18 protein-coding genes are annotated in these 20,349 nt (G+C 40.2%); 14 read left to right on the top strand and 4 right to left on the bottom strand.

The window, feature by feature from the left end; genetic code table 11:
• Positions 1-22: 22 nt before the first annotated feature.
• From ACEQ1T_RS23030 to ACEQ1T_RS22975, 12 genes are all read left to right on the top strand, one after another.
• Positions 23-1,486 (top strand): DASS family sodium-coupled anion symporter, encoded by a 1,464-nt coding sequence (locus ACEQ1T_RS23030; protein WP_370224927.1) that lies wholly within the window; start codon positions 23-25, stop codon positions 1,484-1,486.
• An 89-nt stretch (positions 1,487-1,575) separates the two neighbouring features.
• Complete coding sequence (locus ACEQ1T_RS23025; RefSeq protein ID WP_206837038.1) at positions 1,576-2,238, top strand: GntR family transcriptional regulator; 663 nt, start codon at positions 1,576-1,578, stop codon at positions 2,236-2,238.
• Between the two features lie 51 nt (positions 2,239-2,289).
• Complete coding sequence (locus ACEQ1T_RS23020; protein WP_370224925.1) at positions 2,290-3,489, top strand: ATP-grasp domain-containing protein; 1,200 nt, start codon at positions 2,290-2,292, stop codon at positions 3,487-3,489.
• Positions 3,490-4,407: a CoA-binding protein gene (locus ACEQ1T_RS23015; protein WP_206837043.1), complete on the top strand. Its 918-nt coding sequence runs from the start codon at positions 3,490-3,492 to the stop codon at positions 4,405-4,407. It abuts the gene before it with no gap.
• Positions 4,404-5,762, top strand: coding sequence for an MmgE/PrpD family protein (locus tag ACEQ1T_RS23010; protein WP_370224923.1), 1,359 nt, complete (start codon positions 4,404-4,406; stop codon positions 5,760-5,762). Before ACEQ1T_RS23015 ends, ACEQ1T_RS23010 begins: the two co-directional genes overlap by 4 nt.
• Entirely contained in the window at positions 5,744-6,382 is a 639-nt protein-coding gene (locus ACEQ1T_RS23005; RefSeq protein WP_370224921.1) for a succinate dehydrogenase, read from the top strand. The genes ACEQ1T_RS23010 and ACEQ1T_RS23005 overlap by 19 nt, the downstream gene beginning before the upstream one ends.
• Before the next feature lie 50 nt (positions 6,383-6,432).
• On the top strand, positions 6,433-8,208 hold the full coding sequence (gene sdhA / locus ACEQ1T_RS23000; RefSeq protein ID WP_370224920.1) for a succinate dehydrogenase flavoprotein subunit: 1,776 nt from the start codon (positions 6,433-6,435) through the stop codon (positions 8,206-8,208).
• Positions 8,209-8,226: 18 nt separating this feature from the next.
• Positions 8,227-8,979, top strand: a complete 753-nt coding sequence (gene sdhB / locus ACEQ1T_RS22995) for a succinate dehydrogenase iron-sulfur subunit (protein ID WP_370224918.1) — start codon at positions 8,227-8,229, stop codon at positions 8,977-8,979.
• Positions 8,976-10,517 (top strand): FAD-dependent oxidoreductase, encoded by a 1,542-nt coding sequence (locus tag ACEQ1T_RS22990; protein WP_370224916.1) that lies wholly within the window; start codon positions 8,976-8,978, stop codon positions 10,515-10,517. Before sdhB ends, ACEQ1T_RS22990 begins: the two co-directional genes overlap by 4 nt.
• A 22-nt stretch (positions 10,518-10,539) precedes the next feature.
• Positions 10,540-11,385 (top strand): fumarate hydratase, encoded by an 846-nt coding sequence (locus ACEQ1T_RS22985; protein ID WP_206837061.1) that lies wholly within the window; start codon positions 10,540-10,542, stop codon positions 11,383-11,385.
• Positions 11,386-11,396: 11 nt separating this feature from the next.
• On the top strand, positions 11,397-11,960 hold the full coding sequence (locus tag ACEQ1T_RS22980) for a Fe-S-containing hydro-lyase (protein WP_206837064.1): 564 nt from the start codon (positions 11,397-11,399) through the stop codon (positions 11,958-11,960).
• A gap of 108 nt (positions 11,961-12,068) precedes the next feature.
• On the top strand, positions 12,069-12,449 hold the full coding sequence (locus ACEQ1T_RS22975; RefSeq protein WP_370224914.1) for a VOC family protein: 381 nt from the start codon (positions 12,069-12,071) through the stop codon (positions 12,447-12,449).
• A 61-nt stretch (positions 12,450-12,510) separates the two neighbouring features.
• Here ACEQ1T_RS22975 and ACEQ1T_RS22970 read toward each other — a convergent pair whose 3' ends face one another.
• The 4 genes from ACEQ1T_RS22970 to ACEQ1T_RS22955 all read right to left on the bottom strand — a co-directional run bounded on the left by ACEQ1T_RS22970 (position 12,511) and on the right by ACEQ1T_RS22955 (position 17,288).
• Positions 12,511-13,959 carry an NAD-dependent succinate-semialdehyde dehydrogenase gene (locus ACEQ1T_RS22970; RefSeq protein ID WP_370224913.1) on the bottom strand — a complete coding sequence of 483 codons (1,449 nt, stop codon included), beginning with the start codon at positions 13,957-13,959 and terminating at the stop codon, positions 12,511-12,513.
• 18 nt (positions 13,960-13,977) lie between these two features.
• Entirely contained in the window at positions 13,978-15,084 is a 1,107-nt protein-coding gene (locus ACEQ1T_RS22965) for a zinc-binding dehydrogenase (RefSeq protein WP_370224912.1), read from the bottom strand.
• A gap of 28 nt (positions 15,085-15,112) precedes the next feature.
• Complete coding sequence (locus ACEQ1T_RS22960) at positions 15,113-16,627, bottom strand: sodium:solute symporter (RefSeq protein ID WP_206837072.1); 1,515 nt, start codon at positions 16,625-16,627, stop codon at positions 15,113-15,115.
• A 112-nt stretch (positions 16,628-16,739) separates the two neighbouring features.
• Entirely contained in the window at positions 16,740-17,288 is a 549-nt protein-coding gene (locus ACEQ1T_RS22955) for a hypothetical protein (RefSeq protein WP_370224910.1), read from the bottom strand.
• A 216-nt stretch (positions 17,289-17,504) separates the two neighbouring features.
• On the opposite strand from ACEQ1T_RS22955, the gene ACEQ1T_RS22950 reads away from it, so the two are divergent.
• Both ACEQ1T_RS22950 and ACEQ1T_RS22945 read left to right on the top strand, forming a co-directional pair.
• On the top strand, positions 17,505-18,893 hold the full coding sequence (locus ACEQ1T_RS22950) for a sigma-54 interaction domain-containing protein (protein WP_370224958.1): 1,389 nt from the start codon (positions 17,505-17,507) through the stop codon (positions 18,891-18,893).
• 377 nt (positions 18,894-19,270) lie between these two features.
• Complete coding sequence (locus tag ACEQ1T_RS22945) at positions 19,271-20,284, top strand: TAXI family TRAP transporter solute-binding subunit (RefSeq protein WP_370224909.1); 1,014 nt, start codon at positions 19,271-19,273, stop codon at positions 20,282-20,284.
• Positions 20,285-20,349 lie beyond the last annotated feature (65 nt).

Genomic DNA, 20,349 nt, shown 5'->3' with positions numbered 1-20,349 from the left:
CAAAAGAAAGAAGGAGAGTAAATTGGGTTCTCCGAATACCAAGGCAAAAGTAAATTTTATGCCAAAGTCATCCTGGGTAAATTCCATTGGGTCTTCAAAAACATTTACCCTAGTGCTTGGTGCTGCTCTGTCTGCATCTGTCTACGCTGTTTTGCCTGGAAGCAGTGTTTCTGCCAAAATCATGCTCGCCCTTTTAGTCTTAAGTGTCTTTTACTGGACATTTGAGCCCTTGCCGCTCGGGGTTACTGCTGTACTGCTGCTGGTGTTAATGCTGTTATTTAAAATTGTGACCATGGATATTATCTTCAGCGGTTTTTCCTCACCAGCCATTTTTTTGATAATAGGGGGGATGATGCTGGCAAGAGGAGTCAATGATACCCCACTTGCTAAAAGACTGGCATATTTGATTTTGGCAAAGTGGGCCGGCACAGCAAAAGGTTTATTAGCAAGCATTTTGCTCATCCCTCAGGTTCAGGCTTTTTTTATCCCTGCAGTAGCTGTAAGAGCTACCCTGATATTACCTGTTGCTTTAATGGCGCTGGATCATATAGGTGTTAAGAAGGATGGAAATCTGCGGAAAATGATACTGCTTGGTGTTGCATTTGGCGGAACAATAAGCGGAACGATTGTCATGACGGCAGCAATCGGAAATATCTTGACGGTAGAATTATTAAAGCAGTTTTTGGGGATTCAAATAACTTATTTACAATGGTTCATGTACACGGTTCCAATATGGCTGCTTTTAATTCCCCTATCCTGGCTGTTATTAATCAAGGTATTTCCCTTGCCAAAAGAAAATGAAGAATTTCATCATTTGAAGGAGGAAATGGACAAAAAGCTGAAAGAGTTAGGTGCTATCAATACAGATGAAAAAAAATGCATCGGTATTTTAATTCTTATTGTATGTTTATGGTTTAGCGAACCGCTGCATGGACTTCACCCAAGCATTCCAACCCTGATAGGTGTTATATTAATGGCATTTCCAGGTGTAGGCTGTTCGAAGTGGGATAGTATGGTAAAAATCAATTTTGATACTATTCTCATTATGGGTGTAACTTTATCGCTTGGCTATGCTTTTAATCATTCGGGGGCAGCGGAACTTGTAGGGACTACTTTAAGTGCGGGATGGATTATTGATCTGCTTCGCACACCGCTTACTGCTGTTGCATCCATTTTAATTATCACACAAATCCTGCATTTGGCTGTTGCCAACGTATCGACAGCAGTTGTGACGCTAATTCCTATTTTTATCGGGCTGTCTGGCAAGGCAGGTGCCGATCCGGTATTAATATGTATTACGGCTTCACTAGCCTGCCTCCATGGATATATTCTTGTAGTTGAAGCAACTCCCAATATTATTGTCCATAGCACTGGGCAGATCCAGCAAAAAGAGTTTATTATCCCGGGAATCTATATGACTATTATTATGATGGTCGTTACAATATTAACGGCTGTAACGTGGTGGAACTGGCTCGGTTTTTTGTAAAATAAACTTAAGTGTCAGAAAAGTGTAGACAATAATATTTGGATCCTGTATCCTAAAACTAAAATAGGATAAGGAAAGGTATTTGAAATATGTCTATGAATCAGGACTTACGAATTGAGAATAGGGATACACTCCATTTAAAAGTGTGCAATGTAATAAGAGAAGCGATTATCAGAGGGGATTTCAAGCCGGGTGAAAGGTTAAAGCAATCAGATCTGGCAGAAAAAATGGGCGTTAGCAGGATGCCTGTTAGAGAAGCATTTAGAAAACTGGAGTCAGAGGGACTTATTAAGCTGGAGCCGCATAAAGGTGCCGTAGTGAAATCAATCAGCATTAAGGACATTGAAGAAATTTATGCCTTAAGATCTGAGCTGGAGAAAATGGCTGTTTACCAAAGCGTTGATTTTTTAACAGACGAAGATATCACCCAGCTTTCTTCGCTTGTAGCAGAAATGGAAAAGGCCGATGATGCAGACACTTTTGTACAGTATAACATTGACTTTCACCGTTTGCTTGTAAAAAGATGTAATTGGGAACGTCTTAATTCATTTATTGGCACATTGTGGAATGGCCTTCCGCAGCAAACACCACACCTTCTAACCGGACAAATTGAAACCTCAAATACAGAGCATAGAAAAATCCTTGAAGCAGTTGTAAAAAAAGATAAAGAAACCGCTGCTAATATTGTATCGGAGCATATCTACCGAACAGGAGAATCATTAATAGAAAGCCTGAAGAAAGAAGGGAAGTAAATTCCCTTTCTTTATAAATTGGATCCAATATCCAAAAAGGAGAAATGAAAAATGGGCAGAATGCTGGAGGATGTTAGTAAAACTATTCTAAAAGAACATGGTGTCCCTGTGCCAGGCCATGCAGTTATTTCAGGTAGTGAAGAAATAACTGAACATCATTTATCAAAACCATGTGTTTTAAAAGCTTTGGTTCCCGTAGGAAAAAGAGGAAAAGCCGGGGCTGTCAAGTTTGCAGACACTGTTGAAGAGGCAAGGAGCAAAGCAGATGATATTTTCGGTATGACAGTTAGAAATTTTCCTGTAGATAAGGTCTTGTTGGAAGAAAAGATTGATATTGATGAAGAATGGTATGTTTCTATTACAATTGACCCTCAAAAACAGGTTCCGGTAGTTATTGCTACCACAGAAGGTGGAGTTGAAGTAGAAGATCTTGTTAAAGATTCCCCTGAGAAAGTTGTAATTTATCATGTTGAACCTTTTGCCGAGCTTCAGCCATACCAGTCAAAGGAAATTTGGAGCAGACTCGGAGTTACGGGCAAGCCTTTAGTAAAAGCTGCAGCAATCCTATGCAAATTATATAATATCTTTCTTAGGTATGACTGTTATATATTGGAAATTAACCCGTTGGTACTTACAAGGGACGAAGAAGTAATGGCAGCGGCTTCGGTAATGGGTGTGGATGATTCAGCGCTATATCGCCACCCGGAACTTGAAGGCAAAGTGGAATCAGGCAGTGAACGTTCCTGGAGGCCTTTAACCCAGCTTGAGAAGGATATGGTAAAAGTTAATGACGCAGATTATCGCGGAACAGCACGCTATACTGAAATGGATGGCGGTGAAATTGGTTTTATGTGCGGAGGCGGAGGAGGAAGCTTATTAAGTTTTGACGCCCTTATTAATTTAGGAGCCTCTCCTGCAAATTACACAGAAACGGGAGGTAATCCGCCAGAAGAAAAAGTAACGGGATTAACAAAAGGAATTCTCTCCAAGGAAGGAGTAAAGGGCCTGTTTGTGGCACACAACATAACCAATAATACACAAATCGATGTCTTTGCCCGGGGAATTGTAAAGGCCATTGAAGAATTAGGCGTAGACCCTGCAGAGTTTCCCATAGTTGTGAGGGAAGCAGGAGTTAATGACGAAGAGGGAAAAAGAATTTTTCTTGAAGCAGGTATTACTTATTTCGGAGAAGATTTAACAATTGAAGAAGCAGCTGCAGAAATGGTTAAAAAGATGAGAGGGGTATCCTAAATGTCAATTCTAATCAATCAAAACACTCGATTAGCTGTACAAGGAATTACAGGCCGGGAAGCTTCTATGATTGTCAGCCATACTCTTGCCTATGGTACTAATATTTTTGCAGGCATTACACCAGGTAAAGGAGGACAGCATGTACAAGGAGTACCAGTTTACGACACGGTTGCAGAAGCTGTTAAAAAGCATGATATAAATGCATCTCTGATTGTTGTGCCTCCTGCGTTTGCATTGGATGCTGTTCTCGAAGCAATTTCCAGTGGAATTAAGCTGATTGTTGTTACAACAGAAAATATACCTCAGCATGATGCAGTAAAATTGCTATACGCTGCGCGAAAACAAAATGTTACGATCATCGGTCCTAATACGGTTGGCATGATCAATCCAAAGGACCGCATAAAGATGGGATCAATAGGTGGAGATCGGCCTGAACGATGTTTCGTTCCTGGAAATGTCGGAGTGATTTCAAGAAGCGGTGGGATGACTGCTGAAACCTCCTGGATGGTTAAGAGGGCCGGGTATGGTGTTACAACAAGTATAGGAATTGGCGGAGATAGTTTGATCGGAACCACTATTAAAGACCTTCTTGTTCTGTTTGAAAAAGACGATGAAACAGAAGCTGTTGTTACTTTTTCAGAGCCTGGAACCTCATTTGAAGAGGACGCTGCCCAATTATTAAAGGAAGGCGGTTTTACAAAGCCGTTAATATCTTTTGTTGCCGGGAAGTTTACAGAATCCATGCCGGAAGGGACAGTTTTTGGCCATGCCGGTGCAATGATTTCCGGAAACTCAGGACGTCCCTCATTAAAGATGAAAGCGCTTAAAGATTCAGGTGCACATGTTGTGGAGAAGTATGATGATATCATTAGCGTTTTACAAGCGGTATTAGGTGCAAAAGTAGGTGAGGTAAAATGACATTAACCCGAATGTTAGCTGAATATGCGAGTAATGTTAGATTTGAAGATTTGCCTGATGAAGTTGTTGAGTATACCAAACTATGTATTTTGGATTGGTATGGCTCAGCACTTGCGGGAAAAGATGAAAAACAGATTCTATCCATATTGGAATTGACTCAAGAATGGGGCGGGAATGAACAAGCAACGCTTATTACCGGGGGAAAGTCTTCGATTGGCAATGCCTGTTTAGTCAACGCAGCTTCCAGCCATATTGTAGAGCTGGATGATATTCATAAATCATCCATTATCCATGCAGGCACGGTGGTCATTCCAGCAGCTGCAGCTGTTGCTGAAGCATATGGATTAAGCGGAAAAGACCTTATTACTGCCGTAGCTGTGGGTTATGAAATTTGCTACAGAATTGGAGAGGCTGTTTCTCCTTCCCATTATTATTACTGGCATAACACAGCAACCTGCGGGACTTTTGGTTCTGCTGCAGCCGCAGCTAAGCTTCTTAACTTAAATGTCGGGCAAATTATGTATGCTCTCGGAAATGCTGGCACACAAGCAGCCGGTTTATGGGAGTTTATTGAGGATGGAGCTAACACAAAACAGCTGCATACTGCAAAAGCAGCTTATAATGGCGCACTTGCTGCCTTGCTGGCAAAAAAAGATTTCACTTCAGCATCCAAAATTCTGGAAGGCAGAAGGGGCTTTTTTAATGCAATGTCAGAGAAATATGATGCAGATAAAATTACAAGGAATCTTGGCAAAGAATTTAAAATTATAGAAAATAGTTTTAAAATCCATGCCTCCTGCCGCCACACACATCCAGCGATGGATTGTATATTAAACATCATGAAGGAAAACACCCTCACCCATCAGCAAATACAGAGCATCTCAATTAAAACCTATCAAACTGTCCTGAATATAACAGATAACCCAAACCCTGATACTGTGTATGCTTCTAAATTTAGCAGCCAGTTTTGCGCGGCTCTAATTGCAATGAAGGGTACTGCCTCATTAATCGATTATAATAATGAAATTTTACAATCACCAGAGTTAAGAAATCTGATGGAAAAAGTCAGTGTTGAAGCCGATCCTTATTACGAAAATGCTTATCCTGAAAAATGGGGGGCAAAGGTAGTCATTAAAATGAAGGATGGCAGAACATTCAGTGAAGGAACAGATTATCCAAAGGGTGATCCGGAAAAACCTGCGGATAAGGAAGAACTGATTCAAAAATTTATAACTATGACTTTAGACAAAGTATGGAACGCTGAAGAAAAGGTTCAGGCAATTTTACAATTAGAAGAAATTAGCGCAGCTGAAATGATGGAAGCGGGGGAAGAGTCGTGCAAACAAATACAGTAGCGACTCTTTCAAATTCGAGAAGATTTGTTCTTACAAGACTGCATTCACTAGCGGGGCTTATTCCGCTAGGCCTTTTTTTAATACAGCACTTAATGGGGAATGCATTGGCTATCCTAGGAAGCGAGAAATATGACGAACATATTCAATTTATGCTCAATCTCCCATTTTTGCTCTTGCTTGAAATTGGATTTATAGCCATTCCCCTATTATTTCACGCTATCTACGGAATCTATCTATCTTTCATTTCCAAACCGAATGCACATGTATATAAATACAAGCGAAATATAAGTTTTCTTCTCCAAAGGGTTACAGGAATTATTACCTTTATTTTTGTTATCTATCATGTCTGGTCACTTAGAATTAGTCCTGTAATCAGTGGAAATGAGGTTAATCATCAGGTGGTTGGGGAACATTTGGCAAACCCTGTTATGATGATTTTTTATATGGCAGGTGTATTAAGCACAACCTATCATTTTACAAATGGAATTTCCACTGCTCTCATAACCTGGGGGTTAACAATTGGTCCTTCATCCCAAAAAACGGTCAGAAATCTGTGCTTTGGATTGTTTATTATTTTAACTGTCTTGGGATTGGGAAGTCTAATTTCATTTGTTAGTTAACGTCACCTAGGATAGTAAGTTTTATGCTTTCAGACGGAAAGGGGGATATTATGAAAAACCAGGAAATTATTGTGATTGGCGGCGGCCTGGCAGGATTGATGGCCACTATTAAAATAGCAGAAGCCAAAAAGAAAGTGAAATTGTTTTCTCTTGTCCCGGTTCGCCGTTCCCACTCGGTGTGTGCGCAAGGTGGCATCAATGGGGCTGTAAATACAAAGGGAGAAGGGGACTCTGTATGGGAGCACTTTGATGATACGATTTATGGCGGTGACTTTTTAGCCAATCAGCCTCCTGTAAAAGCAATGTGCGAAGCTGCACCGGACATTATTTATTTATTGGCTAGAATGGGTGTGCAATTTAACCGTACAGAAGAAGGCCATATTGATTTTAGAAGGCTAGGAGGTGCTAAATATTCCAGGACGGCTTTTGCTGGATCGACAACAGGTCAGCAAATTCTTTATGCGCTGGATGAACAAGTTCGCAAATATGAAGCTGAGGGTCTTGTTGAAAAATTTGAATACTGGGAATTAGTATCGCTTATTAAAGATGATGAAGGAAGATGCAGAGGCATTTCTGCTCAGAATTTAAAATCGATGGCAATTCAGACATTTAAATCAGATGCAGTCATTTTAGCATCAGGCGGCATAGGCAACATCTTTAGAAAAAGTACAAATTCGATCATCAATACAGGAAGTGCACATAGCATTGCATACCAGCAAGGTGCGAGATATGCAAATGGCGAATTTATTCAGATTCATCCAACTGCAATTCCAGGGGATGACAAACTTCGGCTGATGTCAGAGTCAGCCCGCGGTGAGGGTGGAAGAGTATGGGTCTATAAAGAGGGTAAACCATGGTATTTTCTCGAGGAGAAGTATCCTGCTTACGGAAATCTCGTGCCAAGAGATATTGCAACAAGGGAAATCTTCCATGTATGCGTTGACCTCAAGCTTGGCATCAAAGGAGAAAATATGGTTTACCTTGATCTTTCCCACCTGCCAGCAGAATTACTGCAGAAAAAGCTTGGCGGAATACTTGATATCTACGAAAAATTTGTAGGCGATGATCCAAGAAAACTCCCGATGAAAATATTCCCGGCTATGCATTACTCAATGGGCGGCCTCTGGGTTGATTATGATCAGATGACAAATATACCCGGCCTTTTTGCATGCGGAGAATGTGATTACCAATTTCACGGCGGAAACCGTCTTGGAGCTAATTCCTTAGTTTCGGCTATATATGGCGGGATGGTAGCGGGCCCTAATGCGGTCAGCTATATAAATAGCCTTGAAAAATCTTGTGAAGACCTTGCACCATTCATTTTTGAAAAGGAAAAGAAAAAGCAAGAAGAAGAAGTTGAAAAAATCTGCAAAATGAACGGGCATGAAAATCCATATCAGCTGCATGTCGAGATGAGTGACTGGATGGTGGATAATGTGACCGTTGTCAGATATAATGACCGCCTTCAAAAAACAGATGAGAAGCTCCAGGAACTTCAGACGCGTTTCAGAAACATTGGAATTGATGATACATCAAGGTGGCATAACAGAACCGTACCGTTTGTCCGTCAGCTTAAAAATATGCTTGAGCTTGCCAGGGTCATTACGCTTGGCGCTCTTAACCGGAATGAGAGCAGGGGTGCTCACTATAAACCTGAGTTCCCTAATAGGGATGATGAAAATTGGCTAAAAACTACTATTGCTACATATACCCCGTTTGGTCCAAGCCTTTCTTATGAACCAGTTGATCTTAAATATATTGCTCCAAGGCCAAGGAGATATGACATTGTAACATCAGGACAAAAAGAAGAGGAATCAAAAGTATAAGGAAAAGAAGGTGAAAAGATGGGTGCTGCAGTAGATATCAAGCTTAAAATAAAGCGAAAAGACTCTTCCGATTCTCCCTTTTACTGGGAGGAATTTAACATACCTTTCCGGAAGAATATGAATGTAATATCTGCCTTAATGGAGATACAGAAAAATCCGGTTAACGCAAAGGGAGAAAAAGTAAGATCAGTAGCTTGGGAATATAACTGTCTGGAGGAAGTCTGCGGAGCGTGCAGCATGAGAATAAATGGAAAAGTTCGCCAGGCGTGCTCTACCTTGGTGGATCGGCTGGAACAGCCAATTCAATTAGAGCCAATGGAAACATTTCCTGTAGAAAAGGATCTGGTTGTAAACAGAGACCGCATGTTTAGTGCTCTCAAAAAAATAAAAGGCTGGATCCCTATAGATGGAACCTATGCATTGGGGGCTGGTCCTCTAATTTCCTCAGATGTTCAGCAAGAAGCTTATAAGTATTCAACCTGTATAACCTGCGGATGCTGCCTGGATGCATGCCCAAATGTTAATAGCAGTTCACCATTTATTGGCCCGCAGGTATTAGGGCAGACTAAATATTTTAATATGCACCCTACTGGAGCACAGCAGAAGAATGATAGATTATCAGTAATGATTGGGGAGGAAGGGTTAGCTAACTGCGGAAACTCCCAGAACTGTGTTCAGGTTTGCCCTAAGGAAATCCCATTAACAACTGCCATTGCTGAACTAAATAAAGATGCAAATAAATTTGCATTATGGGGCTGGTTAAAGAGATGAGGGCAATTCAATATAAACAATATGACGTATTGGTAATTGGCGGGGGAGAGGCTGCTTTGGCTGCTGCCATTTCTGCTAAAGAAGAGGGTGCGTCAGTGGTTCTGGTTACAAAAGGAAAAGCAGGGCTTGGGGGTTCATCTGTTATTTCAGATAGTGTGCATTCCGCCATTTTTTCTCCAGGAGATTCACCTGATATGTTCTTAAAGGATCTATTAGAAGGAGGCAGGCATTTATCAGATAAAAGGTTAGCTAGAATTTTAGCTGAAGAGTGTACTGTCAGAGTCAATGAATTAGAAAGCAAATTTGGAATTCATTTAGAAAGGGAAAAGGTGGTTATTACTCCTGGCCATTCTCATCCAAGAAGAGTTTATGCCGGAACAGGACTTGGAAAAAATATTACAAAGCCGATGCGTGATTATGCAATAGAAATAGGTATTGATTTTCATGAACAATCTGCAGTTGTTGATTTAATAAAAGATAATAATGAAGTAAAAGGTGCGCTGTTCCAAAAAGACAAGAAGTTTTATATTATTTATTCACCGGCTGTTATATTGGCAACCGGGGGTTTTGGAGGACTCTATCAATCTTCGGATAATCCAAGGGATGTATCGGGTGAAGGAATTGGCATGGCATGGAGACATGGCGCTATTCTTGTTGATATGGAGTTTGTGCAATTTTATCCATACCGTTTGCAGCATCCGGGAAATATTGATATCATGACAAAAATTTTTGCGAAAGGAGCTTTTCTTGTAAACGAAAGAGGGGAACGGTTTATGGAAAAGTATCCTAAAAAAGAGCTTGAAACAAGAGATAAACTCAGTTATGCGATGTTTAAGGAAAATAAAGTACTTCTGGATTTTTCTGCGGTGGCGGGGAATGTTCTTCAGCTTGACAGTCCATATCTGTATCGTCTGTATCAAAAAGGGCATGAGGGAGAATGGGTTATGAGTCCTGTACAGCATTATTGTATGGGTGGAATCCAGACAGATGAATGGGGAAGAACAAACATTCCAGGTCTATACGCTTGCGGAGAAGTGACGGGCGGACTACATGGGGCGAATCGTTTAGGCGGGGGCTCTTTAACTGAATCACTGGTTTTTGGATACCGTGCGGGAAAGATGGCTGTACAGGAAAAATCGATGGAGAGCATTGCCGGCATTATGGCCTCAGGAACAGAAGAATTAATAGATAACTCTCCAATAATTGGGGAATCTGAAATGATCAAAAAAGTAAAAGACGTTATGTGGCAGAAGGTGGGGATTGAAAGAACCTCCCTTTCTTTGAAGGAAGCTGCAGATGAATTAAATTTAATCGCGTTAAATTTGGAGAATGAAAATAGTATTCAGGCTCTCCAGATTTGTGATAAAGTACGATCCGCATGGGCATCAGCAATCTCCGCAGCTGCAAGGAAAGAAAGCCGCGGAGCACATAAAATTCAGGATGTAAAAGAAGAAAAGAAGGAGTGGCAGGGCAAAAACAGAATACACAAAACTAGCCTGCAATTTACTCCGTTATCTTCCAAAGTTGAGATGCCTTAAAGATGAAAAAGGAGAAGATCGTATGAGAACAATTACTTATGAGGAAATTGTTGAACGAGTTTCGAAAATGTGTCAGGAAGCAAATTTTGATTTAGGGCAGGACGTAGTGGAAGCTTTTCAATCAGCATTAAAAAATGAATCTTCTGAAACCGGCAAAGACATACTGGAACAGCTAATCTTAAATGCTGATATTGCAAAAAGCGAACGGGTTCCAATGTGCCAGGACACTGGAGTATCAGTATTTATCGTTGAGGTTGGACAGGACTGCCATATTGCTGGAGGCAGCATTTATAATGCTATAAATGAAGGCGTTAAAAAAGGTTATGAAGAAGGGTATTTGAGACATTCAATCGTGGATCACCCTATTACCCGGGAAAAAAGCAAGGGCTATAACACTCCTTCCATAATCCACATTGAACTTGTACCTGGGGATCAAATCGTCATCCATATGTCTGCAAAAGGGGGCGGAAGTGAAAACATGAGCAGTCTAAAAATGCTCAAGCCATCAGATGGTCTTGAAGGCATTAAGAAGTATATCCTTGATACGGTTGCAATGGCAGGGCCAAATGCCTGTCCTCCTCTTGTGGTGGGAGTTGGAATTGGAGGCAATTTTGAAAGATGTGCCTATTTAGCGAAGAAATCACTGTTCAGACCAATTGGCCACCGAAGCGAACGCCCAGAGCTTGCCCAATTAGAAAACGAGTTAATGGAAGAAATCAATAAACTGGGTATTGGGCCACAGGGCATGGGAGGAAATACAACTGCACTTGATGTGAAAATTGAGATAGAGCCTTGCCACATTGCTGCATTGCCTGTAGCTGTTAATTTAAACTGCCATGCAAGCAGACATAAAGAAGTCAGATTGTAGGAGGAATTCATTTGTGTGCTAATATAGTTAGCAGCCCAATAGATGAACAAGTATTGATCAGTTTAAAAGCTGGTGACCGTGTCTTGATCAGCGGAACGATATTTACAGCGAGAGATGCAGCTCATAAAAGAATGTCAGAAGCCCTCCAAAAAGGGGAAGACCTTCCTTTCAAAATTAAAGGCCAAACCATTTATTATGTTGGACCAACCCCAGCAAAGCCAGGACAGATTATTGGATCAGCCGGGCCGACTACAAGCGGAAGAATGGATAAATATACACCCTCACTGCTGGATCGGGGCTTAAAAGGGATGATCGGAAAAGGCTACCGGAGCCAGGAAGTAATCGATTCAATGAAGAAAAATAAAGCGGTTTATTTTGCAGCAATTGGCGGTTCTGGAGCATTGATCGCCAGATCTATTAAATCAATGGAAGTAATTGCTTATGAGGATTTAGGACCTGAAGCGATTTATAAACTGACTGTAGAGAACTTCCCGGCAGTCGTAATTATTGATAGCGAAGGAACAGACTGGTATCAAGTGGGAAAAGAGCAATTTAAGCAGCAGGCAGATCAGTAAAATGCAGCAGGAAGATTGCTGATAAAACAAAACCTCTGAAGTGTTTGTCCGGGGTTTTGTTTTTTTTAGTTATTAAAGGCGTTTTTTATAATTAAGGAGGGGATTTGAATGAAAATAGAAAGATTGGACCATTTAGTGCTGACGGTACAAAGTATTGAAAAGACTTGTGACTATTATAATAAAGTATTGGGAATGGAGATAATAACATTTGGTGAAGGCAGAAAAGCCTTGAGGTTTGGAATCCAGAAAATAAATCTTCACCAAAAAGGGAATGAATATGAGCCCAAAGCCCTTTATCCAGCAGCTGGATCAGGAGATTTATGCTTCATTACAAAAACTGGTATGAATGAAGTGATAAAACATTTAGAGTGTTGCAATATTGCAATAGAAGAAGGGCCAGTTGAAAGAACGGGGGCTCTTGGAGCAATTACTTCAGTCTATATTAGAGATCCGGATGGAAATCTTATCGAACTATCAAACTCCAATTAATACCGCATTTATAGCATTCACTAAAAGAAATCCCAAAGCCATCATAGCTTTGGGATTTCTTTTATAGCTTTATTGAAACATATTTTACTTCCAAAAATTCATCAAGACCATGGTGTCCGCCTTCTCGGCCCAGCCCGCTTTCCTTTAATCCTCCAAATGGTGCCTGTGCAGTAGAAGGGACCCCATCATTAATTCCGACTATGCCAAATTCCAATTTCTCATATGCTGTAATCGCTGTCTTTAAGTTTTCGGTAAAGGCATAGGCAGCAAGGCCATAACGGGAGCTATTTGCCTTTTCAATTACTTCCTCTATACTCGTAAATTCAATGATCGGGGCAACTGGGCCGAAGGTTTCCTCCTGCATAATCACCATCTCCTCATGAACCCCGCTCAAGATGGTAGGTTCAAAGAAATAGCCATTGCTATATTCCTTAATCCTGTTCCCTCCATGCTCGATGACTGCACCTTTTTCAACTGCATCATCGATATGCTTCTTTACTTTCGTATAGGCTGCTTCATTAATTAAAGGTCCAATTTCCGCATCTGGTTCATAGCCCAAACCTACTTTAATTTTCTCCACTTCCTCTTTAAGCTTAGCTGTAAATTTAGGAAGAATTGATTTTTCGACATAAATTCGATTTGCACATACACAAGTTTGGCCGCAGTTTCTAAATTTTGATCCGATTACTCCGCTGACCGCTTTATCCAAATCTGCATCGCCAAAAACGATGACAGGTGCATGACCTCCAAGTTCAAGTGAAACCTTCTTAACAGTTTCTGCAGCCCCACGCATCAGAAGCTTGCCTACTTCTGTTGATCCGGTAAATGTAATCTTGGCAACACGCTCATCCTGAAGCCAAGTTTGCCCGATTTGTTGAGCATCCCCGGTGATAACATTGATAACGCCTTTTGGGATGCCTGCCTTTTCTGCAAGTTCAGCTAGTTTTATGGCTGTCAAAGGAGTTAATTCTGCTGGTTTGATTACGGCTGTACAGCCAGCAGCCAGGGCAGGAGCCACCTTTCTGGTAATCATGGCTGCCGGAAAGTTCCATGGTGTTATTGCTGCTACAACACCAACTGGCTGTTTAATCAATAGGATTCTCTTATCATGAAAAGAAGCGGGTACTGTCTCACCGTAAATTCTTTTTGCTTCTTCTGCATACCAGGAAATGAAACTGGCTGCATATCCCACTTCACCCAGGGCCTCGGACAAAGGCTTCCCTTGCTCTTCCACTAAGACTCTTGCAACTTCTTCTTTATTTTCAATAAGAAGATCATGCCACTTTTTAAGCAAGGAGCTTCTTTCATAAGAGGTTGTCTTGGACCAGCTTTTTAATGCTTCATGAGCGGCATCAACAGCAAGTTTCGCTTCTTTTTCTCCGCCCTTTGGAACTGGGCTGACAATTTCTCCGGTAGCCGGATTGATAACATCAAAGCTTTTCCCTGATTCGGCCTGAACCCACTTTCCATTTATATACAACTTATTAAGATCTGCAACTTTAGTGCTCAAAATAATCAACCCTTTCAATTAGTCTACTATAATAGAAGCCCGAGTAACTTCGCGTGCTGAGGATTTATCTAAGGCTTCCTGTATTTGATCAAGTGTAAACTCGGCATCCAGCATTTGATCAAATGGGTATTTTTCAATTGACGCAGATAAGAATTCAAGTGATTTTCTTAAGTACCATGGGTTATACCTAACTATCGGCAGTATTTTAATAGATTTTCTTGTTAATAAGCCTGGATCAAATTCAACAAATTTGCCAATGGAAACGTTTCCGATTGTAACATATTTTCCGCCTGGGCGAATTAAATGTATACCTTCAGCAAATGCAGCTGGCACACCGGCAAGCTCCATGCCTATGTCCGCTCCCTTGCCGTTAGTAAGCTGGAGTATGGCATTCTCCCTGGACTCAAGAGTGGTATACTCATTCATGTCTATAACATGGTCTGCACCAAACTTTTTGGCTTGCTCAAGCCTGTTCTTAATGCTATCTATAACAATCACTTTTGCACCTTTTTCTTTTGCGATTGCAGAAGCGTATAAGCCTAATCCGCCAGCACCCTGAATTACAATGGTCTGATTATATCGAAGCTCAGCCTCTTCAATGCCAAAGTATACCTGGGAAAGGGCACAGTTGGCACTTGCTGCAGCAACATCTGATACATTTTCTGGTACTTTATAAAAGTATTGATTTTCGTGAATATAATAGTGAGTAGCAAATGAACCATGAAAATGAGGTTCAATTTCCGGCTGTTTTGTCCAGAACTCATAGGCATTTTCACAAAGGTGAAACCTGCCTTCCTGGCAAGGGCTGCATTTACGGCATGTGAGGAAATATGTTGAAACAATCCGATCCCCGACATTTACGGGATTACCAGCGTAATCCTTTGTTACCCCTTCTCCAAGCTCATGAATAGTTCCAATCATTTCATGTCCCAGAACTCCCCGTTTAATACTGGGATGATGCCCTCTCCAAATGTGCAATTCAGATCCGCAAACATTTGTCCTGGTTACCTTAACTACAAGTGAACCTGGCTGTGGAGAAGGGATGCTGTATTCCTGGTATTTGAGATTCAAAGGTTCGGTCATTACGGCTACTTTGCCAGTTTTTACGGCTGTTTTTTCTGACATTTTTAACACTCTCCTATCATCTTAATATTTATGCCGAGATATCATTGCTCCCGAATACTCTTTCAATTTCTTTCTCACTTGGTTTTGCAGTTGCTAAAGTAACTATATACATAGTTGCCATGCCAATTAACACGGAGATTCCTGCTGCACCAAACGGATTAGTAAAGCCGAAGCCGATTGGCAGGTAGATAACCCAATAAGATATGGAACCCGCAAGCATCGATGAAATGGCAGCTGTCTTTGTTGATCTTTTCCATAAAGTTCCCACACATAATGGTCCTGCTGTCGCTGAAACAATTCCTCCAATACCTATCCAAAGGAAGACAGAAAGTGATTGAGGAGGGTTCCATGCCATCAAAATAGCAACTCCTAATACAACAAATGTCCCATAACGGCTGATTATCATTTCTACTTTCTCTGCTTTCTCCGGGTCAATTCCTTTTCTGGGCACGATTGTTTTACGGTAGATGTCGTTAGCCAGAATTTGAGTCAGAGAAACAATTAGTCCATCAGAGGTTGACATAATGGCTGAAAGAACAGCTACTGCAAAAAGTCCGGCAATGATTGGAGGAAACAGTTCGTTGAACAGAACAGGGATTACCTGGTCAGCTGCAATATTGGCACCGGGGTCAATTAAGGCAATACCGAGCAAACCTCCTAGTGTCATAGCCGGCAAAGTAGTTGCCACAATTGTGCAGAACATAATTAGTCTTTTAAGTTCTTTCCCTGATTTAATGGCCATGAATTTATTTCCGATGTGCGGAAGGATGCTGAATGGGATATGTGCCACAAATAACAGGAACACAAGCCATGCACTGCCATAAGTAATATCGCCGGGCTTAAATAATACATCTAAGGAGCCTTCTGGTCTTCTTTCCTTAATTAGGTCCATCATGCCTGAAAAACCGCCCTCGACCCCGCCTCCTGTAAGGAAAGTCACTATAACGACAACGGCGATTACAAGCATTAAAAAGCCCTGCACTGCATCAGTCATTATATCTGAGTGCGACCCTCCCATAAACACATATGCTGCTAACACAATGCCTGTTAAAAACAGCCCCAAGTTATAATCAAGCCCCAACATGGTTTGGAACATAGTTGCAGCAGCAACAAATTGGGAGACTACGTAGAAAATTAACAAAACTGAAACAAGAGCTAATACTATTCTCAAAAAATCACTATTAAAACGTTCTCCCATAAATTCAGGAATGGTCCTGGTGCCAAATTTATCTCCGAACTTTTTTACATAGGATGCGATCAGGAGCATACCGAACACAGTTGCAATAGGATATAAAATAGGGTACCAAAGACTTGGAGCACCCATGCTATAGGCTAATCCCGGCATACCCATGAAGGTTGAGCCGCTAGCAATTGTTGCAGTAATGGCCAAACCCAGTGTAATAAAGCCATATGAGGAGCGAGCTGTTGCAAAATCGTCGGAGTTTTTTGTTTTCTTCATGCCCAGCCATCCCATATAAATCATTGCAATTAGAAAAAGGCCCATAAAAATCCAGGAATACATAATTGTTGCATTATTGACCATTTCATACACCTCCAAGAATCTAATTAGTCATCATTGATTAAGTCTGTTTTAAATAATATGAATCCCATAATAATCCAGGAAGCCAATACTAATCCAAGGTACCAAAACAGAATCATAGATTGTCACCTCCCTTCAAAACACCTAAGCAACATTCTTTAATATGAGGGTAGTTAGAAAGAAGGTCCAGATTATTGGAGGAATGCTCCAGCAGAAAAAATTTTGTCCTTTCAGTTTTCCCGTTTGAATCAATCAAGATGGTATAAGGCATATGAATAACTTCTTCTTTAGACAATTCGATGACAGGCGGTGTCCAAATTCTTTTATAATGAATATAGTAAGTCCTAATGAACTCCCTGCTTACTTTCTGCTGCTCAGTTAATGAATGGGAAGGGGGAATTATTGCTGTTTCATCTGCCTCAAATTCCCCATAAACAGGGAAATGGTCAGAAAGCCCTGTGCTGCCTCTAACTAGATCTGCCCCAGTGATTGACCGGCTTTTTCGATCCTTCCGAAAAAAACTCTTATATCCAATGTTCCAAACTGAGAATAGGACGGGAAAAAAATATGTTCCTTCTTTCTCAAGTTTTTTTCCCTTTAATTGTGAAGATGACTTTTGTATTTCTTGATCGCTTAATACTTTCAAGCTATTAATCTTAATCATCAAATCCCTCCGAAAGCGCTGTCATATTTGATAATGCAAGAGCCGTGCCAAAATATATCGCTGACTTTATATTTCCTCTTTGATATAATGAAGGTATTGATATTTGACAGAAAATAAAATTTATTTACACAACTCTGAATTTAATCTCGATCGGTTTATGTTGCGATTTTGCAACGGATATTGCTGTTTTGCAATAGAAAGGAGCTATATGAAGTGATGGTTGAAACTGAACAGATTAAGCATCATAATCATTATGAAGATTGTCTTGAGCTTGAAGCAGCAATCCATGCATGTCAGGAAGGAATCTATATTTGCAATGCAGACCTGAAATGTGTCAGGTTAAATTCTGCCTATACAAGAATTACAGGTTTAACAGAAGTAGAGTTAATTGGCAGGACAAGCATTGAACTTGAGGAAAACGGGACAATTTCCAAAGCTGTTGGAGTTATTGTTAAGAGAGAAAAAAAGGTGGTTTCTTTGATACAGAAGTTCCGGAGCGGCAAAAACGTACTCGTTACAGGGACTCCTGTATATAAAGAAGGTAAACTTTTTAGAATAGTCATAACTGCAAGAGATTTATCTGAATTAACTCAGCTGGAAAATCAATTAAATGATGCTGAGGAAAGGTCTGAAAGATATTTGAGGGAGCTTAGTTTATATAAAGAACATTTAAAAAGGGTAAAAATAGTTGCAAATAGCCCGCAAATGAAACAACTCCTCAATTTAGTTCCGAAAATATCCAAAGCGGATTCTCCAGTATTATTATTAGGGGAATCTGGTACAGGCAAAGAAGTTTTAGCCAGGCTTATACATGAGACAAGTCATGGCGGTGACAGTCCTTTTATTAAAGTGAACTGCGGGGCCATTCCCGGTGATTTATTGGAATCTGAACTTTTTGGCTATGTAAAAGGGGCTTTTACAGGCGCAAGTGAAAAAGGAAAGCCCGGATTGATTGAAATAGCAGAAAACGGAAGTTTATTTTTGGATGAAGTAGGAGAACTTCCATTAAAGCTTCAAGTAAAGTTATTAAGGGTTATTCAGGACTTCGAGGTAACAAGACTTGGAAGCACAAAACCCAAGAAGGTGAGTTTCCGCCTTATTTGTGCCACGAACCGGCCATTAAAAGAAATGATGGAAAAGGGAGAGTTCAGGGAGGATTTATTTTACCGTATAAACGTTCTGCCAATTACTTTACCTCCATTGAGAGAAAGAAAGGAAGATATTATCCCTTTAATAATAAAAACAACTGATAAACTATCCTCCAGGTATGGAACACTCAAAACAATTTCTCCAGACGTAATAAAAATACTCGAAAGTTATCAGTGGCCAGGTAATATCCGGGAACTGGAAAATGTGATTGAACGGATTTTTATCATGACAGATGAAAGCACGATTCAAGTTAAGGATCTTCCGGCCAACATTGCTGCAGATAAAGTTAGTAAAGATGCTAATACATTAAAAGAAAAGATGCAAATCCTTGAGAGGGACATAATTGAAGATATGCTGAAACAAAGTTCAAGTTTAAGAGAGGCAGCCAAAAAACTAGGGGTTGACGCATCAACATTGACAAGGAAATGCCAGAGGTATGGGATATACGTACAATAGAGATAAAAAAAGTTAAGCGCAGAGATCGAATAGATTTTATTCGGTCTTTTTTGTTTTTAAAGTTGTCTAAATCACAACTTATTGATTATAAAAAAGATAAATATATTTGTAATATTTACAATATTTAAAATATATGATAATATCAGTTTTGAATAAAATATTGTCGACAATATTTTATTTAAGATTATTGAGATTCCTTTCAATTTTATGTATTTCGAGAGAATGTAAACGCTTTATATTTGCCGATTAATTGTTTTACAGCTTACAAGAGAAAGACTTTCATGAAAGAAGGGCATCTTTTTCTGTTTAAGAGGAAGGAGTGTGAAAAATTTTTTAAGTTTATTTAAAGAAAATTGATCAAGGAGGGAGAAAATATTATGAAATTTTTTAAAGGTTTGTTAGTTATTTTTCTTATGGCGTTACTAGCTGCTTGTTCCGCAGATGTTAATGGAGAAGAGGGCAAAGGAAAAGGAGAAATTATCAGCTTATTTGCAACAGATAGTTCTTCTTCCTATTATGGCTACAATGTAGGTATAGCGAACGCAATTGGTACATTAAACCCGGAAATTCAGGTATCAGTAGTTGAAACTGGCGGTTCAAGTGATAATATGCAGCGATTGAGTAAAGGTGAGGGAAAGATGGCTTTGGGTACTTCTCCAAGTGACTACCAGACTTATTTTGGTGAAGGAGATTTTAAGGATATTAAAAATAATAGTATTAGGGCATTATGGTATTTTGTACCATCACCATTTAACTTAATTGTCTCAGAATCAGCAAACGTGAATAGTTTTGAAGATCTAAATGGAAAAGACTTTTCTTTTGGTGGATCAGGAACCTCAACTGAAAAAGTAACAACCGCTGTATTTGAAACTCTTGGTATTCAACCTAAATCTTATGCTGGAAGTATGTCAGATGCACAAGCTGCTTTTGCTGACCGAAGAATTGTAGGTTTGACAAAGACTGGAACTCCTCCCGATTCTTATGTTCAAAAAACGGCAGCAGAACAAAAAATTAAGCTTCTTGGTTTAACAGATGCGCAGATCGAAAACATTACTGAAAAACTCCCTTATATCGGAACAAGTACCATTCCAGCAGGCTCTTATGAAGGAGTGAATGAGGATGTTCAAACAGTGCAATTTACGATGAGTATCCTTCTGGATAGCTCCGTTTCACAAGAGACGGGGTATAAAATGTGGGAAGCTATGTGGTCAGAAGAAGGGAAGAAAATCTGGCTGAATTCTTTCTCAGCAGCAGCCGATGTGGACATACCAGAGCTTACCCTTGAATCTGCCATTCCTCTCCACTCAGGAACTGTTCAATTTCTTAAGGAAAATGGATATGAAGTTCCCGAAGAGTTAATTCCGCCAGAATATAAAGAGGTTAACAATTAATCTAAATGGTTCCTTCTTCCCTTGTAGAAAAGAGAATTTTTACAAGGGGAGTCACTATGAAAGGA

The organism is Cytobacillus sp., assembly GCF_964223445.1.
Classification (GTDB): Bacteria; Bacillota; Bacilli; order Bacillales; family Cytobacillaceae; genus Cytobacillus.
Note: the sequence above shows the minus strand (reverse complement) of the source record. Positions and strands in the feature narration are given on the sequence as shown.